Raw genomic sequence first — 21,379 nt, forward strand, 5'->3', positions numbered from 1 at the left:
GACACGGTCGCTGGCGTTCGCCAACGCGCGTTTATCTGGCTTGTCTTGCAGGCGATCGTCTTCTGCGACCCGGACGGTCATCCGCGGACAGGACGGCGCTCAGGCGTCGTGAGGGGGCGAACTCACCCGGTTCGCCCCCTCTATCGTTTCAGCGATCTGGAAAGATCAGGCCGCGACCTGATCGTCGTTCGAAGCCTGGGCATCGGAGTGCTTGGGATCGGCCTCGATCGTCTTCGGCTGTTCGCCGCCGATCGCGATCTTCTTCGGCTTCATCGCCTCGGGCACTTCTCGCAACAGGTCGATCACCAGCAGGCCGTCTTCCAGCTTGGCATCGTAGACCCGGACGAAATCGGCCAGCTCGAAGCGGCGTTCGAAACCGCGCTGGGCGATACCGACATGGAGGAAATCGCCGTCCTGTTCGCCGTCGGGGCGAGCGCCCTTGACGGTCAGCAGGTTCTGCTGCGCGGTGATGTCGAGATCGGCCGGCTTGAACCCGGCCACCGCCAGCGTGATGCGATATTCGTCATCGCCGCGGCGCTCGATATTGAAGGGGGGGTAATTGTCGCCGCTGTTCTGGCGCGCTGCATTCTCGAGTACTTCGAAGAGCCGGTCGAAACCGACGGTGTTGCGGCGATAGGGGGTGAAATCGAAACGACTCATAATTCAAATCCTCCGTTAAAGAGCAATCTGCAAAACACGGGACCCGCATAGGCGGCGGCCCGTTGACGATATGCACCGCGCCCTTCAGGGCCGCGATACAGGAACAAGATAGTACGGGTCGGGAGCGCTGCAAGTGTCTCGTTCACCCGATTGCGCGAAAGGATATTGCATGGCGGACAATCCGCAGCCCAAGGTTGAAATGTACGTCAAATGGGGTTGCCCTTATTGCATCCGGGCAAAGTCGGTCTTCGATCGCAAGGGGGTCGAGGTGACCGAGTACGAGATCGCCGGCAACGAGGAGAGGCGCGCCGAAATGGTCGAGCGCGCGCCGGGTTCGCGCACCGTGCCGCAGATCTTCATCGATGACCGCGCGATCGGCGGTTCGGACGACCTCGCGCGGATCGATGCCGAGGGCAAGCTCGACGAACTCCTCGGGCTGTGAGCGACCCGCACAAGATCGCGGTGCTGCAAATGCGTTCGGGGCTCGACCCGCGCGCCAACGCGGCCTTCATGGCCGATGCCGCGGGCGAAGCGGCCCGGAACGGCGCGACGATGATGTTCACGCCCGAAATGAGCGGCTTAGTCGATCGCGATCGCAAGCGCGCGGCGGAGAGCATCCGGCGCGAGGAAGACGATCAGGTCCTGGCACGGATGCGCGAGGCGGCGCGCGAGAACGCGACCTGGATCTCGATTGGGTCGCTCGCGATCGACAAGGGGGAGGGGCGCTGGGCCAATCGTGCTTTCGTGATCGACGATCGCGGAGAAATCGTCGCCCGCTATGACAAGCTCCACATGTTCGACGTCGAGCTCGGCGATGGGGACGACTGGCGTGAATCCAACGCCTACGATGCAGGCGATGCGATCGCAGTGGTCGACACTCCGGTTGGTCGGCTCGGGCTGACGATCTGCTACGATATCCGCTTCCCCGCGCTGTACGATGCGCTCGGCCGGGCCCGGTGCGACATCATCGCAATCCCCGCCGCTTTCACCGTACCAACGGGCAAGGAGCACTGGCACGTGATGCAGCGCGCGCGGGCGATCGAGGCGAGCGCCTACGTCGTCGCGGCAGCGCAATGCGGCCATCACGAGGACGGGCGCCGGACCTTCGGTCACAGCCTCGTGGTCGATCCTTGGGGCGAAGTGCTGCTCGATCTCGGCGAAGACGGATCCGGCCTCGGCTACGCCACGATCGATCGTAACCGGATCGAGGAGGTGCGAGGCAGGCTCCCGAGCCTTGCAAACCGGCGCGCCATCCCCGATCTTCCGCCGCGATGATCGTCTACGACCTCTCCTGCGCGACGCATGGACACCGCTTCGAAGGCTGGTTCTCCAGCTCGGACGATTTTGCGCGTCAGAGCGAGGACGGGTTGCTTGCCTGTCCGCAATGCGGGTGCAAGCAGATCCGCAAGGCGCCGATGGCCCCGGCCGTTCCGAGCAAGGGCTCGCACGGCGAAGCCCTGCACATGGCAAGCGGACAACCGGATGCGACCAAGGCTGCACTTGATGCGCTCGCCCGGATGCAGGCCAAGGCGCTCGAGAACTCGCAATGGGTCGGCAAGGACTTTGCCGAACGCGCGCGGCAGATGCATTACGGCGAGCGGGACAGTAGCCCGATCCACGGTGAGGCAACGCTCGCCGATGCCAAGGAAATGCTCGACGAGGGCATCGGGGTTGCGCCGCTCCCGCTGCCGGTCACACCGCCCGACAAACTCAACTGATTGTCAGTTCCCCATCGGTTTCCTATGGGCCGGGACGGGCGCCCGTAGCTCAGTAGGATAGAGCACCAGATTCCTAATCTGGGGGCCACAGGTTCGAATCCTGTCGGGCGCACCACTCGCGCTCACCCGCAGGGGTGGGCGAGGGTGGTTCGGTTCCTCATGGTCGAAGCTCCTTCGGAGTCTGAGTGAAGCGAAGACGGCGCCGCAGGCGCCTATCCTGTCGCGCGCCCCACCTTGTCAGAAAATTCCGCCGTCGAAGGTGTAGGTCAACGCGATCCCGCCCGAATACTGGTCGCGCGAGCCGAAGGTCGTCACCACCGGCGAATTCGCCGCATCATCGACCAGGCGGTCGTATTCCGCATAGGTGTAGATGCCCCAGCGCTCGCTCAGTTGCTGGATGTAGCCGATCACAACGCCGACCGACTGGACACCGCCCGAAGCATCGTAGGCCGGGAGGCCCGACGCGATCGATTGCGCGGGGGTGACCGAATAATATGCGTCCTGGTAGCTGCTGTCCGCGAGCGTGACGCGCGGCCCGATCGAGAGCAGGTATTCGTCGGCGTCGCGCGTTATGAAATCGGCACCGAGCACGGCGATGAAACCTTCGTGCCCGGTCACGCCTTGCCGCGCCTCTGCACGCAGGCGGAAATTTTCCGAGACCGTGTAATTCACGAAGCCCCCGACCTCGAGCGAGAAATCGACGTCGGGCAGCACGCCGCCGACATCGGCGCTGTCGCGTTTGCTCTCGAAGCTAAGCACCGGACCCACGGCGAAATCGTCCGAGGTGGCAACCGCAAAGCCGAAACTTTCGTCGGGCGCCTCAAATTCGAACGGCGTGTCGCCGTATGCGGTGGCAAAATCGACCAGCGGACCGAAGGACACGTCCTCCGCTCCCGGCCAACTCGGCTTGACCTGCGGGCCGAGCGCGACGCGGGTGCGCTTCGCGCCGTCCGAAGGATCGTCCTGCGCCGCGGCCGGACTGGCGAGCAGGGCGCAGCCGCTCGCAATGGCAGCGGTGAGGGTACGGGAATTGATAGGCATGCGACCTCTTTCTTCCAAGACGGATTATGCGGCGGTTTCGCCGGGTTCGCTGCCCATCGGCACGCGTTCCTTGAAGGTATGGGTGATATAGGGGAACGGGATCTCGATCCCGGCATCGTCGAGCCCGCGCTTGATCGCGCGGATGACCTTGTCCTGGCTTTCCCACATGCCGCGCGGGGTCGACTTGGCGAACCAGCGGACCTTGAAATCGACCGAGCTCGAATTGAATTCGACCGCAAAGACATCGAGCCCCTTGTCGAGCTGGATCCCGTCGACCGCGCGGACCGATTTCTCGATCACCTGCGCCGCGTGGTCGAGATCGGTATCGTAGGACACGCCGCAGACCAGTTCGTGGCGACGGATATCGTGATCGGTCAGGATCTCGACCGGGTTCTTGAAGAGGATCGAATTGGGCACGATCGTCAGCTCGCCCGAGAGCTTGCGGACATGCGTTTCGCGCAGGGTGATGTGTTCGACCTTGCCGGTGATGCCCTCGCATTCGATGATGTCGCCGATGCGCATCTTCTCGCGCAGCATGATCAGCACGCCGGCGAGGAAATTCTCGAAGATGTCCTGAAAGGCAAAGCCGATCGCGACCGCACCTATGCCAAGACCGGCGATCAGGCTCGCCGGAGTCATGCCCGGGAGCACGACCATCAGCGCGATCATCAGGCCGACGATCCAGATCACCAGCTTGGCGAGCGTGTCGACCAGGTTCTTCAGGCTGGGCCGCAAGGTGGTCTTGCCGGTCAGCGCATCGACGATGCGGACCGCGAACTTCGCAACGATCCAGGTGATCAGCAGGATCACCAGCGCGATCGCGAAGGAGGGCAGGGAGGCGACCAAACCGCGCATCATGCCCTGCACCTGGTCGGTCAACGTACCGACGTAATCCATGAAAAAGCCCCCGTTCCCTGGCTGCGACCGTCAGGTGCGGTCGTTTCAGCTACAATGAGAACGGGGGCGAGATGTTCCGCAATGGCGGCGGGTTGCTACTCGGCGGGTTCGGCCTCGACCGTCTTGGCATCCTCGACCGAGAGCACGCCGCGCTTGATCTGGTCGCGCTCCATGCTTTCGAACAGGGCCTTGAAATTACCCTCGCCGAAGCCGTCGTCGCCCTTGCGCTGGATGAACTCGAAGAACACCGGGCCGACCTGAGCCTCGGCGAAGATCTGGAGCAGCAGGCGGGGTTGGCCGCCTTCGGTGGTGCCGTCGAGCAGAATCCCGCGGGCCTTCAATTCGTCGACCGGCTCGCCGTGTCCGGGCAGGCGGTCGTCGAGCATCTCGTAATAGGTTTCGGGCGGTGCGGTCATGAATGGCACACCGAAGTCCTTGAGGCGGTCCCAGCAAGCCACGAGGTCGTCGCAGATCAGCGCGATGTGCTGGATGCCTTCGCCGTTGAACTCGCGCAGGAACTCTTCGATCTGACCCTTGCCGCCATCGCCTTCCTCGTTGAGCGGGATGCGGATCTTGCCGTCCGGGGCGGTCAGCGCCTTCGAGGTGAGGCCGGTATATTCACCCTTGATGTCGAAGAAGCGGATCTCGCGGAAGTTGAACAGCTTTTCGTAGTAATCGGCCCAGTAGGCCATTCGGCCGTTATAGACGTTGTGGGTCAGGTGATCGATCACGTTGAAGCCGGCACCCACGGGGTGCGGATCGACGCCTTCGATGAAATCGAAGTCGATGTCGTAGATCGTAAGCTCGCCATTGCCGCGATCATAGCGGTCAACGAGGTAGAGGTTCGCGCCGCCGATTCCCTTGATCGCGGGGATGTTGAGTTCCATCGGTCCGGTCTCGGTTTCGACCGGCTGCGCGCCGGCTTCGACTAGGTGGTCCCAGGCTTCGGCGATGTCGCGCACGCGGAACGCCATGCCGCAGGCCGAGGGGCCGTGCTCGCGGGCGAAGTACCACGCCGCGCTGTGCGGTTCGTAATTGGTCAGCAGGTTGATACCGCCCTGGCGCCACAGCTGGACGTCCTTGCTGCGGTGATTGGCGACATGGGTGAAACCCATCGCCTCGAACACGGGTTCGAGCGTGCCTTTTTCGGGCGCGCAGAACTCGACGAATTCGAAGCCATCGAGGCCGGCGGGATTTTCGAACAGATCGGTCATGATTTCACCATCGGATGTATAAACTGGTTTCAATTGAAACCGCTTTGGGGGGTGTCGCGGGGCGAGTCAAGCACGGGAGCTTCCACTTGCGATGAATCAACCCATCGTTGCGGGCTGTCGTTCCATTAACATTCCGCTTGCCACGGAATCGGTTCTCTGATTCAAGGGAATGGATGACACGGTTAACGTCTTGGTTGCAGCGCGGTGCGAAGCGGGGAGGGGCCGGACAGGGCTTTGCTCTGCTCGCGCTCTTGCTGATGGCGGGGTTCGCCGTGCTCGGCCCGACGGGGCTGCTCGCCTGGGGCGAGCTCGACCAGGCGCTGCAGGATCGCCAGGCGCAGATCGTCGCGCTTGAGCAGGAGCAGGCGCGACTCGAGAACCGCGTCGCCTTGCTCGATCCGTCGGGGGCCGATCCCGATCTCGTCGGAGAATTGCTGCGCGAGAAGCTCAACGTCGTTCACCCCGATGAAGTGGTGCTCACGATCGACCGCGCGGACGCCGACTGATCGCGCTATCCCCATTGCGGTTTCCGTAGCGGCACTTGCGGCGTTGCCGCGCGCGGCAAGGCTGCTATAGCGCGCCCACATTCCCCGGAGGTATCCTTGGCCAAATCCCCCAAGAAGGCGCCCGCGCGCAAGACTGCGACGAAGAAGGCGCCGGCAAAGAAGCAGACCGCGACGACGAATCCCGAGAGCGAGGAATTCGCGCTGCGCAATCTGCAGAAAGCGCTCGAAGCGAAACGGCATTACGACGCCAGCGACGAAGAGCTGATGGAATTCTACGAGCAGATGCTGCTCATCCGCCGCTTCGAGGAGCGCGCGGGCCAGCTCTACGGGCTCGGCCTGATCGGCGGCTTCTGCCATCTTTATATCGGCCAAGAAGCGGTTGCGGTCGGCCTCCAGTCGGCGCTCGACGGCGACAAGGACAGCGTGATTACAGGCTATCGCGATCACGGCCACATGCTCGCCTACGGGATCGATCCCAAGGTCATCATGGCCGAGCTTACGGGGCGCCAGGCGGGCATCTCGAAGGGCAAGGGCGGGTCGATGCACATGTTCTCGACCGAGCATAAATTCTACGGCGGGCACGGCATCGTCGGGGCGCAGGTCGCACTCGGCGGCGGGCTTGCGCTGGCACACCAGTACAACGAGGATGGCGGGCTGTGCCTCGCCTATTTCGGCGACGGCGCGGCGAACCAGGGCCAGGTCTACGAGACCTTCAACATGGCCGCGCTGTGGAACCTGCCGATCGTCTTCGTGGTCGAGAACAACGGCTATGCGATGGGCACCGCGGTCAAGCGCAGCTCGGCCGAGACCGAATTCTACCGCCGCGGCACCGCCTTCCGCATCCCCGGCATGGATGTTAACGGGATGGACGTGCTCGAAGTGCGCGCCGCCGCCGAAATCGCGATGGACTATGTTCGCCAGGGCGGCGGTCCGGTGCTGATGGAACTCAACACCTATCGCTATCGCGGGCACTCGATGTCCGACCCGGCGAAATATCGCAGCCGCGAGGAAGTGCAGGACGTGCGCGAGAAGAGCGACCCGATCGAGGGCGCCAAGAAAGTGCTGCTCGAGCGCGGCGTATCGGAGGACAAGCTGAAAGAGATCGACAAGGCGATCAAGGCGCGCGTCGCCGAGGCGGCCGACTTCGCCGAGAGTTCGCCCGAGCCCGCTCCGTCCGAACTCTACACCGACGTGCTGGTGGGGGAGTATTGAGATGGCGATCGAACTGAAGATGCCCGCGCTCTCGCCGACGATGGAAGAGGGCACGCTCGCCAAGTGGCTCAAGCAGGAAGGCGACGAGGTCGTCGCTGGCGACATCATCGCCGAAATCGAAACCGACAAGGCGACGATGGAATTCGAAGCCGTCGATGAAGGCATTCTCGGCAAGATCCTCGTCGAGGAAGGCACCGAGGGCGTCGCGGTCGGCACCGTGATCGCGATGATCGGCGAAGAGGGCGAGGACATGTCCGACGCCCAGCCGAGCCAGAGCGCCGAAGTCGACGACGTTCCGGGCGAGGGCAAGGATGTCGGGCGCGACCAGAGCGAGGCCGAGATCACGAAGCCTGCGGCCAAACCGAAGGCCGACGATCCCGAGATCCCGTCGGGCACCAACGTGGTCAAGCTGACCGTGCGTGAAGCCTTGCGCGACGGCATGGCCGAGGAAATGCGGCTGGACGATCGCGTCTTCGTGATGGGCGAGGAAGTCGCCGAGTACCAGGGCGCCTACAAGGTCACGCAGGGCCTGCTTGAGGAATTCGGCCCCAAGCGCGTGATCGACACCCCGATCACCGAGTACGGCTTTGCCGGGATCGGCACCGGTGCGGCGATGGGTGGCCTGCGCCCGATCGTCGAATTCATGACCTTCAACTTCGCGATGCAGGCGATCGACCACATCGTGAACTCGGCGGCGAAAACCAATTACATGTCGGGTGGCCAGATGCGCTGCCCGGTGGTGTTCCGCGGTCCCAATGCGGCGGCGAGCCGGGTCGGCGCGCAGCACAGCCAGAACTATGGTCCGTGGTATGCCAGCGTTCCCGGCCTGATCGTGATCGCGCCCTACGACGCGCAGGACGCCAAGGGCCTGATGAAAGCGGCAATCCGCTGCGAGGACCCGGTGGTCTTTCTCGAGAACGAACTCGTCTATGGTCGTAGCTTCGAAGTTGCGCAGCTCGACGACCATGTCCTGCCGATCGGCAAGGCGCGGATCATGCGCGAAGGTTCGGACGTCACCATAGTCGCCTACTCGATCGCTGTCGGCCTCGCGCTCGAGGCGGCGGAGGAACTGGCGGGCGAGGGGATTGACGCCGAGGTGATCGACCTTCGGACCCTGCGCCCGCTCGATCGCGAAGCGGTGCTCACCTCGCTCGCCAAGACCAATCGCCTCGTCATCGCCGAAGAAGGTTGGCCGACCTGCTCTATCTCCTCGGAGATCATGGCGATCTGCATGGAAGACGGCTTCGACCATCTCGACGCTCCGGTCCTGCGGGTGACCGACGAGGACGTGCCGCTGCCCTACGCCGCGAATCTCGAGGCCGCCGCGCTGATCGACAGCGACCGGATCGTGAAGGCGGTCAAGAAGGTTTGCTACCGCGATTGAGCCGCTGGATGTCTCCGTCGCGGGATGGGGCCATTAGCGAATTGTTTACGACCGCTCACTAGTTCCATCGTGGCAATTGCTGCGAGGAACGAGGAGCCGGTGGAGAACACAAAGCACCCCTTCTGGGCACGGTTCTGGAAGTCGGAAGAAGGCAACGTCCTCCCGATCATGGCCGTGGCGACCCTAGTGCTCGCCGCGCTCATCGGGGGCGGGGTGGATCTCTCGCGCGCCTACATGACGCAGAACCGTCTGCAGAACGCGTGCGACGCCGCGGTACTTGCGGGTCGGCGATCGGTCACCACCAATGGCCTCGATACCACCGCCAAGAAGGTGGCCGGCGAATATTTCAACGTCAACTTCGCGAATGTCGGCGACGTCAGCAGCACCTCGTTCGTGCCGTCGACGCCGGACAACGGCAACACCATCGTCGGCACGGCCTCCACCGACCTCAAGATGACGCTGATGAATATCTTCGGCTTCAGCTCGATGTTGATCCGGTCGAACTGCACCGCGTCGATGTCGATGGGCAATGCCGACGTGATGATGGTGCTCGACACCACCGGGTCGATGGGCTGGGACATCTCGAGCAGCGATTCGACCGACCGTATCGTCGCCTTGCGCGCGGCGATGAAGAATTTCTATTCCTCGCTCGCCGCCACGGTCAGCGCGACCAATGCGCGCGTGCGCTACGGCTTCGTGCCCTATTCGCACACGGTCAATGTCGGCTACCTGCTCACCGCCGAGAACTCGAGCTGGATCGCCGATACGACGCGGATCCAGTCGCGCGAGGCGCAGTATATCGACGTACAGCGCAACACGGATGAGATTGAATCCTACAAGGCTCCGGTCGTCACCACCTCGGATAGCGTCGGCAACTACCAGGCGGGTGGCTGGAGCGACCACTCCGGAAGCTGGCGCTATTCCTCCTCGTGCAACGACAGCAAGCCCAGCAACACCAGCTGGGTTCGTTATGGCTCGACCTCCACTTCGACCTCGACCTACATCGATGCCGATGACAATCGCATCACCGAGACCCGCACGACCTATCCTTACAGTCGCACGGCGTATGAGTGCTACTACAAGTCGTCCGACGGACGGTATTGGATCCGCAAGCGCACCGAAACGATCGACTATTACTGGATCGAGAAATCGACCGAGGAGCCGATCTACAAGACCGAGACGGTCAAGTCTTTCGACCGCTACATCTACAAGGCGGTCGATTACGACACGAGCCAGTACAAACTCGGCGCGACCGTTAGCACCAAGACGGGATCGAACGGAGCGAGCCAGAATTCGACCTGGGCCGGCTGCATCGAGGAACGCGATACCGTCGCCTCGGGATCGATCAGCTACAGTTCGATCACAGGCTTTTCGCCGTCGAACCTTTACGATCTCGATATCGACAGCGCGCCGACCAACGATGCGACCCGGTGGAAGCCGTATTGGCCCGAAGTCACCTATATCCGGACCGATTCCTCGAACCGATACGTGACCAGCGCTTCCCAGAGCGATTATGGCAGCTACGTGGGTTCGTCCTGCCCGCGCCCTGCGCAATTGCTGAAAACGATGACGAAGTCCCAGTTCGACGCCTATGCCGATGCGCTTTCTCCCAATGGCTCGACCTATCACGACATCGGGATGATCTGGGGCGCGCGGATGATTTCGACCACCGGCCTGTTCGCTTCGAACGTCAACGCGACCCCGCCGAACGGCGGCAAGGTCGGCCGTCACATCATCTTCATGACCGATGGCCAGATGGACACCACCTATTCGGGCAAGACCGCGCGCGGGGTCGAGTGGCACGATCGGCGGGTAACCCTCGACGGCTATACCGATCAGGACAAGCGCCACAATGACCGGCTGTTGGCGATGTGTGCAGCGATCAAGGCCCGCGGCACCCGGCTGTGGGTGATCGCCTTCTCGACCTCGCTCACGAGTACGCTCAGCACCTGCGCATCGCCCGACAGTTCGTTCACCGCCGATTCCGCATCGTCGCTCAACACCGCTTTCCAGGAAATCGCCCGCGACGTCGGCGAATTGAGGATCGTGCAGTGATCGCACGACAGGCCATCCATCGCCGAGCGCTCCTGCGTTCGATGCGGGACGGGGAAGAGGGAACCGCGGCAGTCGAATTCGGGCTGATCTGCACGGTGTTCTTCTCCCTCCTGCTCGGCGTCTTCGACATGGGTCAGGCCGCATGGGCCAATGCGACCCTGCAGGGCGCGGCGCAGGAAGCGGCGCGTGCCTCCTCGCTCGAATCGGGCGATACGGCGGTTTCGGATGCAGAGCTGCAGGCGATGCTCGACGAGATTGCACCTGGCGCCACGATCACCTCGTCGCGCAGGAGCTACTACGATTTCGACGATATCGATCGCCCCGAGCAGTGGAACGACGACGATGGCAACGGGACCTGCAACAACGGCGAATCCTATATCGATGAGAACGGCAGCGGTTCGTGGGATGCCGACATCGGCAAATCCGGCAATGGCGGCGCAAACGACGTGGTGATGTACACCGTGTCGGTCGAATATGATCCGATTTTCCCCAATCCGTTCGCCGACAACGGCACCGGCAAACGTCGCATTTCGACGACCGTCGTGCGCAAGAACCAGCCGTTCGACGACCAGCAGGAATACGGGGCCGATGCCGGGACCTGCTGACAAAAACACCTTCGGCGGCGGGGCTCGGGGCGCACGCTCGCTGCTGAGTCGCATGCTGCGCGACGAGGCCGGCGTTTCGGTGGTCGAGTTCGCGATGGTCTTGCCCGTGTTCATGATGCTCGGGCTCTACGGCTTCGATATCGCGTTTCTCGCCTCGCAGAAGATGCAGGTCAGCCAGCTGACCCTCTCGGTCGCCGACAATGCCTCGCGTCTCGGGCAGACCGACAACAATGCGGTCGCGCCGACGATCACCGAAGACCAGGTCGAAGTGGTGCTGAAGGGCGCACTGAAGCAGGCCGGGCAGCTCGATATCGCGAACAACGGGCGGATCATCCTCTCGAGCCTCGAATACGATCCGGTGTCCGATCGCCAGTTCATCCATTGGCAGCGCTGCATCGGCGCGAAGTCGGTCACGAGCGCCTATGGCAATGATTCGACCAACAACGGCATGACCGGCACCAAGATGACCGGCATGGGCAGCGGCAGCAATCGCGTCGCCGCGCCGACGGACACCGCCGTCATGTTCGTCGAGATCGTCTACGACCATCCCTCGGTCTTCCCGGGCTTCATGAGCGGCCCGACCGAACTGCGCGAGGAAGCGGCCTTCATCGTGCGCGACGACCGCGACCTGCAGGATCCCGACGAAAAGGGCCTGACGGGCACCAAGAAGAACGCCTGCTCCTGACGTGACGCCCGCTCCGCTCGCCAGCGGGCCAGCCTAATCCCTTGCATTTTTGCGGTGCATGCTCTGCGAGGTGCGGCATGGCGCAACAACAAGAACTCCCCGATCTCGATCGCCTGCCGCGCGCACCACGGCTCGCTCTCGCATACGCGCCTGCCGCGATCCGCGATATGATCGCCACAGTGATGCTGCTCGATGTGCAGTTCGACGGGTTCGTGCGCAATGCGAGCGAGCCGGTGCTGGCACAGATGCGGCTCGCCTGGTGGCGCGATCGTTTTGCTCAGGACCCATCCGACTGGCCGAAGGGAAATCCGCTGCTGTCGAATTTCCGCGACCTGGGAGGGCATGCGGGAAAACTGGCGCATGTCGTCGACGGTTGGGAGCGGTTGCTGGGTGAGCGCCCGCTCGGACCGGAGGACCTCCTGGCTCATGCGGAGGGCCGTGCACAGGGCTGGGTTGCGCTGGCGGCACATGTGGGGGAAGGCGCCGCGTTGCCCGCCGTCGCTCGGGCGGGCAAGCGCTGGGCCCTGCTCGATCTTGCATGGAGCCATGCCGAAGCTACCGAAAGGTCGATGGCGTTGAAGCTTGCGGGATCTATTGCCCCGACCGCGGCGCTGCCGCGCAACCTTCGTGCCCTCGGCGTGCTCGATGGCCTGGCGCAGCGTGCCTTGCGCAATGATCGTCCGCCGCTGTCGCGCGCGTCGGACATGACGACCGCATTGCGCATCGGGCTGTTCGGGCGCTAGACTTCCCCCGGTCGAATGGGGGAGATCGCGATGAAAGGCCTCGCAAGCGGTGCGTTCGTGGGTCTGGTCCTGGCCGGTGCGGGGCTGTTCTGGTGGCAGGGGAAGGCGCAGGTCGAAGAGGCGGCGCCACCGCCCGAGATCGAGGAAACAGGCGATCCCCAAGCGCTACCGAGCGCCGACCCGGGCGATATGCGCGGACCCGACTTGCCCGAAGCGACCGAGCTGACGCGCGAGCAGCGACGCTTCTTCCGCTACGATCGCAACCGCGACCTGCAGATCACCCGCCGGGAAATGCTCTCGACGCGGACCAAGGCGTTTCGCAAGCTCGACAAGGACGGCAACAATTTGCTGACCTTCGAGGAATGGGCGGTGACTACGGTCGATCGCTTCGATGGCGCCGATGCGGACCGGGACAACGTCCTGACGCCCGAGGAATTCCGGACCACCGCGCCCAGGCGCTCTGCCAAGCCTGCCTGCCGCTGCTGAGCGCGAAGTAGGCTAGGCGGGGACCCGTTCCATCCCTTCGAGCCAGCGTCCGAAGCTTTCCTTCGCGCGATTGGTATAGGCTTCCTTGCGGGCCTTCTTGTGTACCCGCTCCTCGAAAGGAGGGAAGAGCCCGAAATTGACGTTCATGGGCTGGAAGTGCGTCGCATCGGCATCGCCGGTAATATGCGAGAGGAGGGCGCCCATCGCGGTCTCACGCGGTAGCGGCGTCCAGTCGCGACCCGCCATTTCCTCGGCCGCCATCATGCCTGCCATCAACCCGACGGCTGCACTCTCGACATAACCTTCGCAGCCGGTGACCTGTCCGGCGAAACGGATATGCGGGGCCTTGTTGAGCCGTAGCTGGCGATCGAGCACGACCGGCGAATTGAGGAAGGTGTTGCGGTGCAAACCGCCGAGCCGCGCGAATTCGGCGTTCTCGAGCCCGGGAATGGTGCGAAACAGCTCGATCTGCGCGCCGTATTTGAGCTTGGTCTGGAATCCGACCATGTTCCACAACGTGCCGAGCTTGTTGTCTTGGCGCAGCTGCACCACGGCATAGGGCCAACGGCCCTGCGGATGTTCCTCGGTGGTGTCATAGGGATTGTCGAGCCCGACGCCCTTCATCGGTCCGTAACGCAAAGTTTCGACACCGCGGGCCGCCATCACCTCGATCGGCATGCAGCCTTCGAAATATGGCGTGTCCTTTTCCCACTCGCGGAATTCTGTCTTTTCGCCGTCGATCAGCCCTTGGTGGAAGGCTTCGTACTGCTCCTTGGTCATCGGGCAGTTGATGTAGTCGCCGTCCTCGTTCGAGGCTTCGGTGCGCTTGTTCCAGCGGCTCTGAATCCAGCATTTCGACATGTCGATGCTGTCGCGGTGTACGATCGGCGCGATCGCGTCGAAGAAGGCGAGCCGGTCGCTACCGGTCGCGGTGACGATGCTTTCGGCGAGCGACTGCGCGGTCAGCGGTCCGGTGGCAACGATGGTCGGCCCGGAGTCGGGCAGGGCATCAACCCGTTCGCGTACGACGGTGATATTCGGGTGCTCGGTCAGCGCCCGCTGGACTTCGGCCGAGAAGATGTCGCGGTCGACCGCCATCGCGCTGCCGGCGGGGACGCGTGCCACTTCGCCCGCCTGCATGACGATGCTGTCGAGCCGCCGCATTTCGTGGTGGAGCAGGCCGACCGCGTTCTTTTCGTCGTCGTCGGAGCGAAAGCTGTTCGAACAGACCAGTTCGGCAAGCCCGTCGGTCTGGTGCGCGGGAGTCATGTCGCCGCCGCCGCGCATTTCGGACAGGCGGACCTTGTAGCCGCGCCGCGCCAATTGCCACGCGGCTTCGCTCCCGGCGAGGCCGCCGCCGATGATGTGGATATCATGTGCCATGGTCGCGCCCACTACAGATTGCCAGGGGGCGGCGTCCAGCGCTAAGCGCGCAGGCGAGGGGAGACAGCGATGCCACGAGCCGCCTTGATCGATCGCCGACCGTACCTGTTGCTGAGTCTGGTGCTGGCGATCGCCTATTTTTTCGCCAGCGACGGGCGCGTGCCCGGCCTGTGGCTGATCGCATGGAAGGGGAGCTGCGTCGGCGTCCTCGCGCTTTATGCGTGGGATCGCGGGCGCGGCGTCGACGGTGCGCTGATCGCGCTCGTCATGGCGCTGGGGGCCGCGGGCGATATCGGGATCGAATTATCGCTCGAGCTCGGCGCGGGCCTGTTCGCGATCGGCCACATCGTGGCGATCGCGCTCTATCGCCGCAATGCGCGGACGAAGATCGTCTCGAGCCAGAAGCTGGCGGCCTACGCGCTCCTGCTCGGAACACCCCTGCTGACGGTGATGATCGCCGCCCCGCAGGAGGGTTGGATGCTGGCGACCATTTACGCGCTTGCTCTCGGAATGATGGCTGCGAGCGCCTGGACCAGCCGCTTCTCGCGCTACCAGGTCGGGATCGGCGCGGTGCTGTTCGTCGTTTCTGACCTTGTGATATTCGCCCGCGAGGCGGAGCGGCTCGATCCGGGAATTGCCGAATGGCTTGTCTGGCCGCTCTATTATCTCGGCCAGTTCCTGATCGTGACCGGGGTCGTCCAGAGGCTCCGTGGAGAACGCCACGCGCCCGACGCGGCCTAGCGCGGGGCGCTAGCTCGCGTCGGGTTCGCCTTCGATATTGTCGTCCGAATGGGCGGTCGTGTGGGGCGTGGTCTCTTCCGCGCCCCGCCCGGCCATGTCCTCGGCGATCGCTTCCTCGGCTTCGTTTTCGGGGGCCTCGTCCTCGTCGATCCTTGCGACGCTGACGATGCGTTCGTTGTTCGAGACGCTGAACAGTTTCACCCCCGCCGAACCGCGTCCGATGATCGAGAAGCCCTTATTATCCTCGAACCCGTCCTCGAGCTCGTGGCGGAAGGTGATCGGGAGGCGGATCAGCTTGGCCTGGTCGGTCACCAGCATGACCTGGTCTCCATGGGTCACGGTGAAGCTCGCGACGACCGGCCCGTTGCGATCGGGATCGCTTTCGGGCGAGCCGATATTGACCACGCCCTTGCCGCCGCGCTTGGTGACGCGATACTCGTAAGCCGAGCTGATCTTGCCGTAGCCCTTGGCGCAGATCGTAAGTACGAATTGCTCCATCTCGGCCATTTCGGCCATCCGTTCGGCAGACAGTTCGGGTGTCGCGCCGTTGTTCTTCCACGGGGCCGCGCGGAGATATGCTTCGCGTTCCTCCATAGTGGTGCCGGTCGAGTTGAGCGTCGCGAGCGATACGACCCTGACGTCGCCCTTCGGACCCATGCCCTGAACGCCGATCCCGGTGCGGCTCTTGGTCTCGCGCGCATCGGTAGCGGCGAAGCGGATCGCCTTGCCGGCATCGTTGGCGAGGAAGACTTCCTGCGTCTCACCGACGAGGCGAACGCCGATCAGGCGGTCGTCGCTGCCCTCGACGAAGCCCATCGCGTATTTGCCGTTAGACGGTACGTTGGTGAAGGCATCCATCGAGTTGCGGCGCACCATGCCCTGCTCGGTCGCGAAGACGATCCCGAGCGAGGCCCATTCGTCCTCGTTTTCGGGCAGCGGCAGAACGTTGGTGACCAGTTCGTCGTCGCCGAGCGGCAGGAGGTTGACCATCGGGCGGCCGCGGGTCTGCGGTCCGCCTTCGGGCAGCTTCCACACCTTCATGCGATAGACGCGGCCGGTATTGGTGAAGAACAACACGGGGTTGTGCGTCGAAGTTACGAACATTTCGACCACGGCGTCTTCGTCCTTGGTCGCCATGCCCGAGCGGCCCTTGCCGCCGCGCGCCTGTGCGCGGAAGGTCGAGAGCGGGGTACGCTTGATATAGCCGCCATGGGTCACCGTGATGACCATGTCGTCGCGCTCGATCAGGTCCTCGTCCTCGAGCCCGTCCCAGGCCGGCGCGATCTCGGTAATGCGCGGCGTGGCATAGGTTTCGCGGATTTCCTCGAGCTCGTCGCGCATCACGCCGTAGAGCTTCACGCGATCGGCAAGGATCGAGAGGTATTCCTCGATCGCGATCGACAGTTCCTTGAGCTCGTCGCCGATCTCGTCGCGACCGAGCGCGGTGAGACTGGAGAGCCGCAGCGCCAGGATTGCCTTCACCTGGCGTTCGGACAGCTTGTAGGTACCGCCTTCCTCGTCGGCGGAAGGGTCGATCGCTTCGACCAGCTGGATATATTGCGCGATCTCGCCGATCGGCCATTCGCGGGCGAGCAGCTTTTCGCGCGCGGCCTGCGGGTTGGGCGCGCCGCGGATGATGGCGACGACCTCGTCGAGGTTCGACACCGCCACCACGAGACCGAGCAGGATGTGTGCCCGGTCGCGGGCCTTGTTGAGCTCGAACTTGGTGCGCCGTGTGATGACCTGTTCGCGGAAGCCAATGAACGACGAAATGATGTCGCGCAGCGAGAGCACTTCGGGCCGACCGCCGCGGATCGCGAGCATGTTGGCAGGGAAGCTCGACTGTGCAGGGGTGTGGCGCCAGATCTGGTTGAGCACCACGTCGGGCGTGGCATCGCGCTTGAGATCGACCACGATGCGCACGCCCTCGCGGCTCGATTCGTCGCGGATGTCGGAAATGCCCTCGATCCGCTTTTCCTTGGCGGCATCGGCGATCTTCTCGACGAGGTTCGACTTGCCCACCTGGAACGGGATCGAGGTCAGCACGATCGATTGGCGACCTTCGCTCTTGGCGCCGCGCGTCGCCTCGATCTCGTGACGACAGCGCATCAAGATCGAACCGCGCCCGGTGGTGTAGGCCGCACGTGCGCCCGACTTGCCGAGGATAAGCGGCGCCGTGGGGAAGTCGGGCCCTGGAATCAGCTCGAAGAGTTCCTCCGAACTGATTGAAGGGTTGTCGATATAGGCGAGACAGCCGTCGATCACCTCGCCGAGATTGTGCGGCGGAATATTGGTCGCCATGCCGACCGCGATCCCGCCCGCGCCGTTAACCAGCAGGTTCGGGAAACGCGCCGGAAGGACGGTCGGTTCTCGCCGCGAACCGTCGTAATTGTCAGCGAAATCGACGGTGTCCTTGTCGAGATCGTCGAGCAGCGAATTGGCGACCCTGGCGAGGCGCGCCTCGGTGTAACGCATCGAGGCCGGCGGATCGGGGTCCATCGAGCCGAAATTGCCTTGGCCGTCGACCAGCGGGACGCGCAGCGACCAGTCCTGCGTCATACGCGCGAGCGCATCGTAGATCGCAGCATCGCCATGCGGATGATAGTTGCCCATCACGTCGCCGACGATCTTGGCGCTCTTGCGATAGGGCCGACCGGCGACGAAGCCGCCTTCCTGGCTGGCAAACAGGATCCGCCGGTGAACCGGCTTCAGGCCGTCGCGCACGTCGGGCAGCGCGCGGCTCACGATCACGCTCATCGCGTAATCGAGATAGCTGGTCTTCATCTCATCGACGATGTCGATGCGCGGATAGGCGCCTTCGGGGGAAGAGGGGGTGTCGATCAGGTCGGTATCGTCTGCCAAGGGGCGTCCGTTCGGTAGTTGTCGGAAACGACGGCACGCGGGGCCGTCTCAATAGGGAAAACCCTACCGGAAGCGGCCCGAAATCGCCAGCGAACAACCCTCCCGGCACGCTGAAACGAGCGATTTATCCACACCGGTCGCCGGAACCTGAGAAACGGGCTCGACGTTTCCCATTCAATCCCCATTCAGCGCCGTTTTGCTAGTAAGGGGAGGTTGCCAGCGGGCTTGCGAGCCGCCAGAGGCAAATTCCGATTTCAGCGGCCGGGCCTCCCTCAGCCATGCCGCCTTCTGATAATATCAAAGGGACTCTTTCACATGATTTCGTCCATTTCGCGCAAGTCGCGCGCATTTCTCGGCAAACCCATGATCGCACTTGCACTGGCCACCGGCGGCGTCGCCGGCATGGCCGCTTCTCCGGCCGTGCACGCGCAGGAAGAACAGCCCGAACTCAAGCCTTCGCGTGATTTCCAGAAGGCGATTAGGCCGGTGATCGATGCGTTCAACAAGCGGACCGAAAACACCGAACTTCAGGCGCGTGCGCAGCAGGTGCGCAGCTCCGAAGGGGCCGCCCGCGAACAGGGTCGTGCCGAGCTGCGCCAGACCGTCGCCGAAGACCTGAAGATGCTCCGCGACGCAAAGGCGGAAATCGAAAATCCCTCCGACCGCTTCTATTGGGGCCAGTTCGCGATCAATTACGGCTTGCTGACCGACGATCCCGGGCTCCAGCTCGAAGGCATCGTCGAGGAAACCGCCAGCGGCCTGCAGACCGCAACGCGCAAATCGCAGCTCAGCAATGCGCGGGCGATGATCCACTTCGATCGCGAGGAATACGCGAAGGCGCGCGAAGCCTTCCAGATGGCGATCGATTCAGGCGCGACCGATCCGAACCTGCGCAACAACATCGTCGTGACTTATATTCGCGAAGGCGACCGGGCCGGGGCGCTGGCCTATATCGACGACATGATTGAGGACCAGGCCGTTGCCGGGACCGCGCCGAGCGAGGACCTGTTGCTTCGTGCCTATTCGATCGCGCGCGAACTCGAAGCCCCGAATGCGAACGATTACGCCTTCAGGCTGGTCGAGTATTACCCGACGGAAAAGAATTGGGCCAATGCCATCATCCTCGTGCGCGACGGTTACAGCGCCGATGAAGCGGTGCTCGACCTCCAGCGGCTGATGGTGCTGACCGACAGCGTCCAGAATCGTCCGGACGTCACCGCGATCGTCCAGTATGCCGATCATCGCAGGCGGCCGCAGGAAGTCCTTGATGCGATCGAACTGGGCATCGCCAAGGGCTATCTCGAGGCCGACGAAGCGCTCGTGTCGCAGACCCAGGCCGAGGCCCGCAAGCAGGTCGCCGTCGACCAGGGTGGCGAACTTGCGTCGCTGGGCGCCGACGCCCGCAAGGCCGGTGCTACGCTGCTCACGGTGACTGCGGCGGGTGATGCGTACCTCGACTATGACCAGCCTGCCGTCGCCGAGGAATTTTTCCGCATGGCAATGGAAATGCCGGGTGCCGACAAGGGCATGTTCATGACCCGTATCGGCATCGCCCAGCTCGAACAGGGCAAGCATGCCGAGGCGCAGGAAACCTTTGCCTCGATCAACGGCGAGTGGGCTGCGATTGCCAATCTGTGGCGGATCTACGCCGCCCAGCAGGCGGGCTGATCGACCACAATAAATCGATTTAGAGAGCGGCGCGGGGCTTCGGTTCCGCGCCGTTTTCGTATCAGCGCAGTCGGCGAACGTAATACTGGTTGTCGTCGCGGCGTTCCATTTGGAACTGGTCGATCGCGTCGAACAGGTCTGACAACCGCTTAAACCCGTAATTGCGCACGTCGAAGCTCGAACGGTTGCCCGCGATCAGCCCGACCTCGCCAAGCGAGGCGAACCCGTCCTCATCGCGATTGGCGGCCTTCCATGCCGTGCCAAGCAGGGCAACCAACTCCTCGTCGATCGTCTGCTTCTCGTCCTTTTTCTTCGATTTGCCGGGGGAGGGCTCGTCCGACGCACCGGCGATCAGCGCGTCGATATCGATGAAGCGGGTGCAGGCGCTCTTGAATGCGGCCGGGGTCTTCTTGGTGCTCCCGAAACCGTAGACGATCAGACCGTCCTGGCGCAGCCGCGTGACCAGCGGGGTGAAATCGCTGTCCGAACTCATGATCCCGAAGCCGTCGACCTTGCCCTGGTAGAGCAGGTCGATCGCGTCGATCGTCATCGCCATGTCGGTCGCATTCTTGCCCGCGGTCAGGTCGAACTGCTGCTGCGGACGGATTCCGTATTTGTGCGTTATCTTGTCCCAGTTCTGCAGGTTGTTCTTCGCGAAATTCCCGTAGGCGCGCTTGATGTTCACCTGGCCGAGTTCGGCCATCACGGTGAGCACGGGGTCGATCCCGCGCGGGCTGGTATTGTCCGCGTCGATCAGGAGGGCGATGTTCTGGAGGTCAGCTTCGGGCATGCGAACCCACTTAGGGCCTTCTCCGAACGAAGCAAATCAATCAGCGGGAGAGAATTCCCCGCTATCCTCGTCGAGCAGGCGCAAGATACCGTCCGAAATCGCGAAGTGCGCGCCCCGCAGGACCAGTTCGCCTTTGTCCTCGCGGTCCTTTACAAACGGGAAGCTGCGCAGGTTCGCAAGGCTCGCCTTCACCGCGGCCAGCTCCATCGCGAGCTCCGCTTCGCGCCCGGTGGTGCCCAGCTCGCGGGCGACGGGTTCGCGCGCTTCGTCGAGCATCCCGACCCAGTCGGCGACGAAACCGCCCGCACCTGGGTCGTTGCCATGCAAATCCTGCGTCAGCGCCGCCTGGCAGCCACCGCACATGCCGTGGCCCATGATCACGACCTCGCTCACCTTGAGGAACTGGACCGCGAATTCCACCGCGGCCGATACGCCGTGGTGCCCGGGGGTGGTCTCGTAGGGCGGAACCATCGCCGCGACATTGCGCACGACGAAGATCTCGCCCGGATCGACGTCGAAGATCTGCGCCGGATCGACACGGCTGTCCGAACAGGCGATCACCATGACCTTGGGCGACTGTCCTTCGGCCAGCGTCGCCCAGCGATCGCGCTGCTGCTGCCAGTCGGTGGAGCGAAAACGGCCGTAGCCTTCGACGAGTTCGGAAAAGTTCTTCATGGTCCCGCCCCATGCCGCGCCTTCACAGGACTGGCAAGATGGAGCGAACGCCCC

21 protein-coding genes and 1 tRNA gene are annotated in these 21,379 nt (G+C 63.5%); 14 read left to right on the top strand and 8 right to left on the bottom strand.

The genetic code is table 11. The features are described from left to right. Nucleotides 1–165: 165 nt before the first annotated feature. A complete protein-coding gene (locus IEW49_RS05435; RefSeq protein WP_188641727.1) occupies nucleotides 166–660 on the bottom strand; it encodes an Hsp20 family protein in 495 nt (164 codons plus the stop codon). Between the two features lie 169 nt (nucleotides 661–829). On the opposite strand from IEW49_RS05435, the gene grxC reads away from it, so the two are divergent. The 4 genes from grxC (at nucleotide 830) to IEW49_RS05455 (ending at nucleotide 2,493) form a co-directional block, all read left to right on the top strand. Then, entirely contained in the window at nucleotides 830–1,102 is a 273-nt protein-coding gene (gene grxC, locus IEW49_RS05440; protein WP_188641728.1) for a glutaredoxin 3, read from the top strand. Then, a complete protein-coding gene (locus IEW49_RS05445; RefSeq protein WP_268235615.1) occupies nucleotides 1,099–1,935 on the top strand; it encodes a carbon-nitrogen hydrolase family protein in 837 nt (278 codons plus the stop codon). The genes grxC and IEW49_RS05445 overlap by 4 nt, the downstream gene beginning before the upstream one ends. Next, nucleotides 1,932–2,378, top strand: coding sequence for a DUF1178 family protein (locus IEW49_RS05450; protein ID WP_188641729.1), 447 nt, complete (start codon nucleotides 1,932–1,934; stop codon nucleotides 2,376–2,378). The genes IEW49_RS05445 and IEW49_RS05450 overlap by 4 nt, the downstream gene beginning before the upstream one ends. Nucleotides 2,379–2,416: 38 nt before the next feature. Beyond that, a tRNA-Arg gene (locus IEW49_RS05455) sits at nucleotides 2,417–2,493 on the top strand. Nucleotides 2,494–2,615: 122 nt separating this feature from the next. On the opposite strand, the gene IEW49_RS05460 is transcribed toward IEW49_RS05455, so the two are convergent. From IEW49_RS05460 to hppD, 3 genes are all read right to left on the bottom strand, one after another. Next, on the bottom strand, nucleotides 2,616–3,419 hold the full coding sequence (locus IEW49_RS05460) for a MipA/OmpV family protein (RefSeq protein WP_188641730.1): 804 nt from the start codon (nucleotides 3,417–3,419) through the stop codon (nucleotides 2,616–2,618). A 24-nt stretch (nucleotides 3,420–3,443) separates the two neighbouring features. Continuing rightward, on the bottom strand, nucleotides 3,444–4,316 hold the full coding sequence (locus IEW49_RS05465) for a mechanosensitive ion channel family protein (RefSeq protein ID WP_188641731.1): 873 nt from the start codon (nucleotides 4,314–4,316) through the stop codon (nucleotides 3,444–3,446). A gap of 95 nt (nucleotides 4,317–4,411) precedes the next feature. Beyond that, nucleotides 4,412–5,530 (bottom strand): 4-hydroxyphenylpyruvate dioxygenase, encoded by a 1,119-nt coding sequence (gene hppD, locus IEW49_RS05470; RefSeq protein ID WP_188641732.1) that lies wholly within the window; start codon nucleotides 5,528–5,530, stop codon nucleotides 4,412–4,414. 173 nt (nucleotides 5,531–5,703) lie between these two features. Between hppD and IEW49_RS05475 the strand changes: the two genes are divergently transcribed. The 8 genes from IEW49_RS05475 (at nucleotide 5,704) to IEW49_RS05510 (ending at nucleotide 13,206) form a co-directional block, all read left to right on the top strand. Next, nucleotides 5,704–6,036, top strand: a complete 333-nt coding sequence (locus tag IEW49_RS05475) for an FtsB family cell division protein (protein ID WP_188641733.1) — start codon at nucleotides 5,704–5,706, stop codon at nucleotides 6,034–6,036. A gap of 201 nt (nucleotides 6,037–6,237) precedes the next feature. Continuing rightward, nucleotides 6,238–7,248 (top strand): pyruvate dehydrogenase (acetyl-transferring) E1 component subunit alpha, encoded by a 1,011-nt coding sequence (gene pdhA / locus IEW49_RS05480; RefSeq protein WP_229658212.1) that lies wholly within the window; start codon nucleotides 6,238–6,240, stop codon nucleotides 7,246–7,248. Between the two features lies 1 nt (nucleotide 7,249). Then, complete coding sequence (locus tag IEW49_RS05485) at nucleotides 7,250–8,632, top strand: pyruvate dehydrogenase complex E1 component subunit beta (protein WP_188641735.1); 1,383 nt, start codon at nucleotides 7,250–7,252, stop codon at nucleotides 8,630–8,632. Nucleotides 8,633–8,731: 99 nt separating this feature from the next. Next, nucleotides 8,732–10,687 carry a TadE/TadG family type IV pilus assembly protein gene (locus tag IEW49_RS05490; protein WP_229658093.1) on the top strand — a complete coding sequence of 652 codons (1,956 nt, stop codon included), beginning with the start codon at nucleotides 8,732–8,734 and terminating at the stop codon, nucleotides 10,685–10,687. Continuing rightward, nucleotides 10,684–11,292 (top strand): TadE/TadG family type IV pilus assembly protein, encoded by a 609-nt coding sequence (locus tag IEW49_RS05495; RefSeq protein WP_229658094.1) that lies wholly within the window; start codon nucleotides 10,684–10,686, stop codon nucleotides 11,290–11,292. Before IEW49_RS05490 ends, IEW49_RS05495 begins: the two co-directional genes overlap by 4 nt. Next, nucleotides 11,276–11,977 carry a TadE/TadG family type IV pilus assembly protein gene (locus IEW49_RS05500; RefSeq protein WP_188641737.1) on the top strand — a complete coding sequence of 234 codons (702 nt, stop codon included), beginning with the start codon at nucleotides 11,276–11,278 and terminating at the stop codon, nucleotides 11,975–11,977. Before IEW49_RS05495 ends, IEW49_RS05500 begins: the two co-directional genes overlap by 17 nt. Nucleotides 11,978–12,054: 77 nt before the next feature. Further along, nucleotides 12,055–12,720, top strand: a complete 666-nt coding sequence (locus IEW49_RS05505) for a squalene/phytoene synthase family protein (protein ID WP_188641738.1) — start codon at nucleotides 12,055–12,057, stop codon at nucleotides 12,718–12,720. A 30-nt stretch (nucleotides 12,721–12,750) separates the two neighbouring features. Beyond that, on the top strand, nucleotides 12,751–13,206 hold the full coding sequence (locus IEW49_RS05510; RefSeq protein ID WP_188641739.1) for an EF-hand domain-containing protein: 456 nt from the start codon (nucleotides 12,751–12,753) through the stop codon (nucleotides 13,204–13,206). A 12-nt stretch (nucleotides 13,207–13,218) separates the two neighbouring features. On the opposite strand, the gene trmFO is transcribed toward IEW49_RS05510, so the two are convergent. Then, nucleotides 13,219–14,589: a methylenetetrahydrofolate--tRNA-(uracil(54)-C(5))-methyltransferase (FADH(2)-oxidizing) TrmFO gene (gene trmFO, locus IEW49_RS05515; RefSeq protein ID WP_188641740.1), complete on the bottom strand. Its 1,371-nt coding sequence runs from the start codon at nucleotides 14,587–14,589 to the stop codon at nucleotides 13,219–13,221. Between the two features lie 69 nt (nucleotides 14,590–14,658). Between trmFO and IEW49_RS05520 the strand changes: the two genes are divergently transcribed. After that, nucleotides 14,659–15,330 (top strand): lysoplasmalogenase family protein, encoded by a 672-nt coding sequence (locus IEW49_RS05520; RefSeq protein WP_188641741.1) that lies wholly within the window; start codon nucleotides 14,659–14,661, stop codon nucleotides 15,328–15,330. Between the two features lie 9 nt (nucleotides 15,331–15,339). Here IEW49_RS05520 and gyrA read toward each other — a convergent pair whose 3' ends face one another. Then, nucleotides 15,340–18,192 (bottom strand): DNA gyrase subunit A, encoded by a 2,853-nt coding sequence (gyrA, locus tag IEW49_RS05525; RefSeq protein WP_188641742.1) that lies wholly within the window; start codon nucleotides 18,190–18,192, stop codon nucleotides 15,340–15,342. Between the two features lie 315 nt (nucleotides 18,193–18,507). Between gyrA and IEW49_RS05530 the strand changes: the two genes are divergently transcribed. Further along, a complete protein-coding gene (locus IEW49_RS05530; RefSeq protein ID WP_188641743.1) occupies nucleotides 18,508–19,860 on the top strand; it encodes a tetratricopeptide repeat protein in 1,353 nt (450 codons plus the stop codon). Between the two features lie 61 nt (nucleotides 19,861–19,921). Here the strand turns inward: IEW49_RS05530 and IEW49_RS05535 are convergent, their stop codons facing one another. Beyond that, entirely contained in the window at nucleotides 19,922–20,650 is a 729-nt protein-coding gene (locus IEW49_RS05535; protein ID WP_188641744.1) for an NYN domain-containing protein, read from the bottom strand. 36 nt (nucleotides 20,651–20,686) lie between these two features. Then, nucleotides 20,687–21,325: a carbonic anhydrase gene (locus IEW49_RS05540; protein ID WP_188641745.1), complete on the bottom strand. Its 639-nt coding sequence runs from the start codon at nucleotides 21,323–21,325 to the stop codon at nucleotides 20,687–20,689. Nucleotides 21,326–21,379: the final 54 nt, after the last annotated feature.

It is taken from the genome of Pseudoblastomonas marina (genome assembly GCF_014641655.1).
Classification (GTDB): domain Bacteria; phylum Pseudomonadota; class Alphaproteobacteria; order Sphingomonadales; family Sphingomonadaceae; genus Alteriqipengyuania_A; species Alteriqipengyuania_A marina.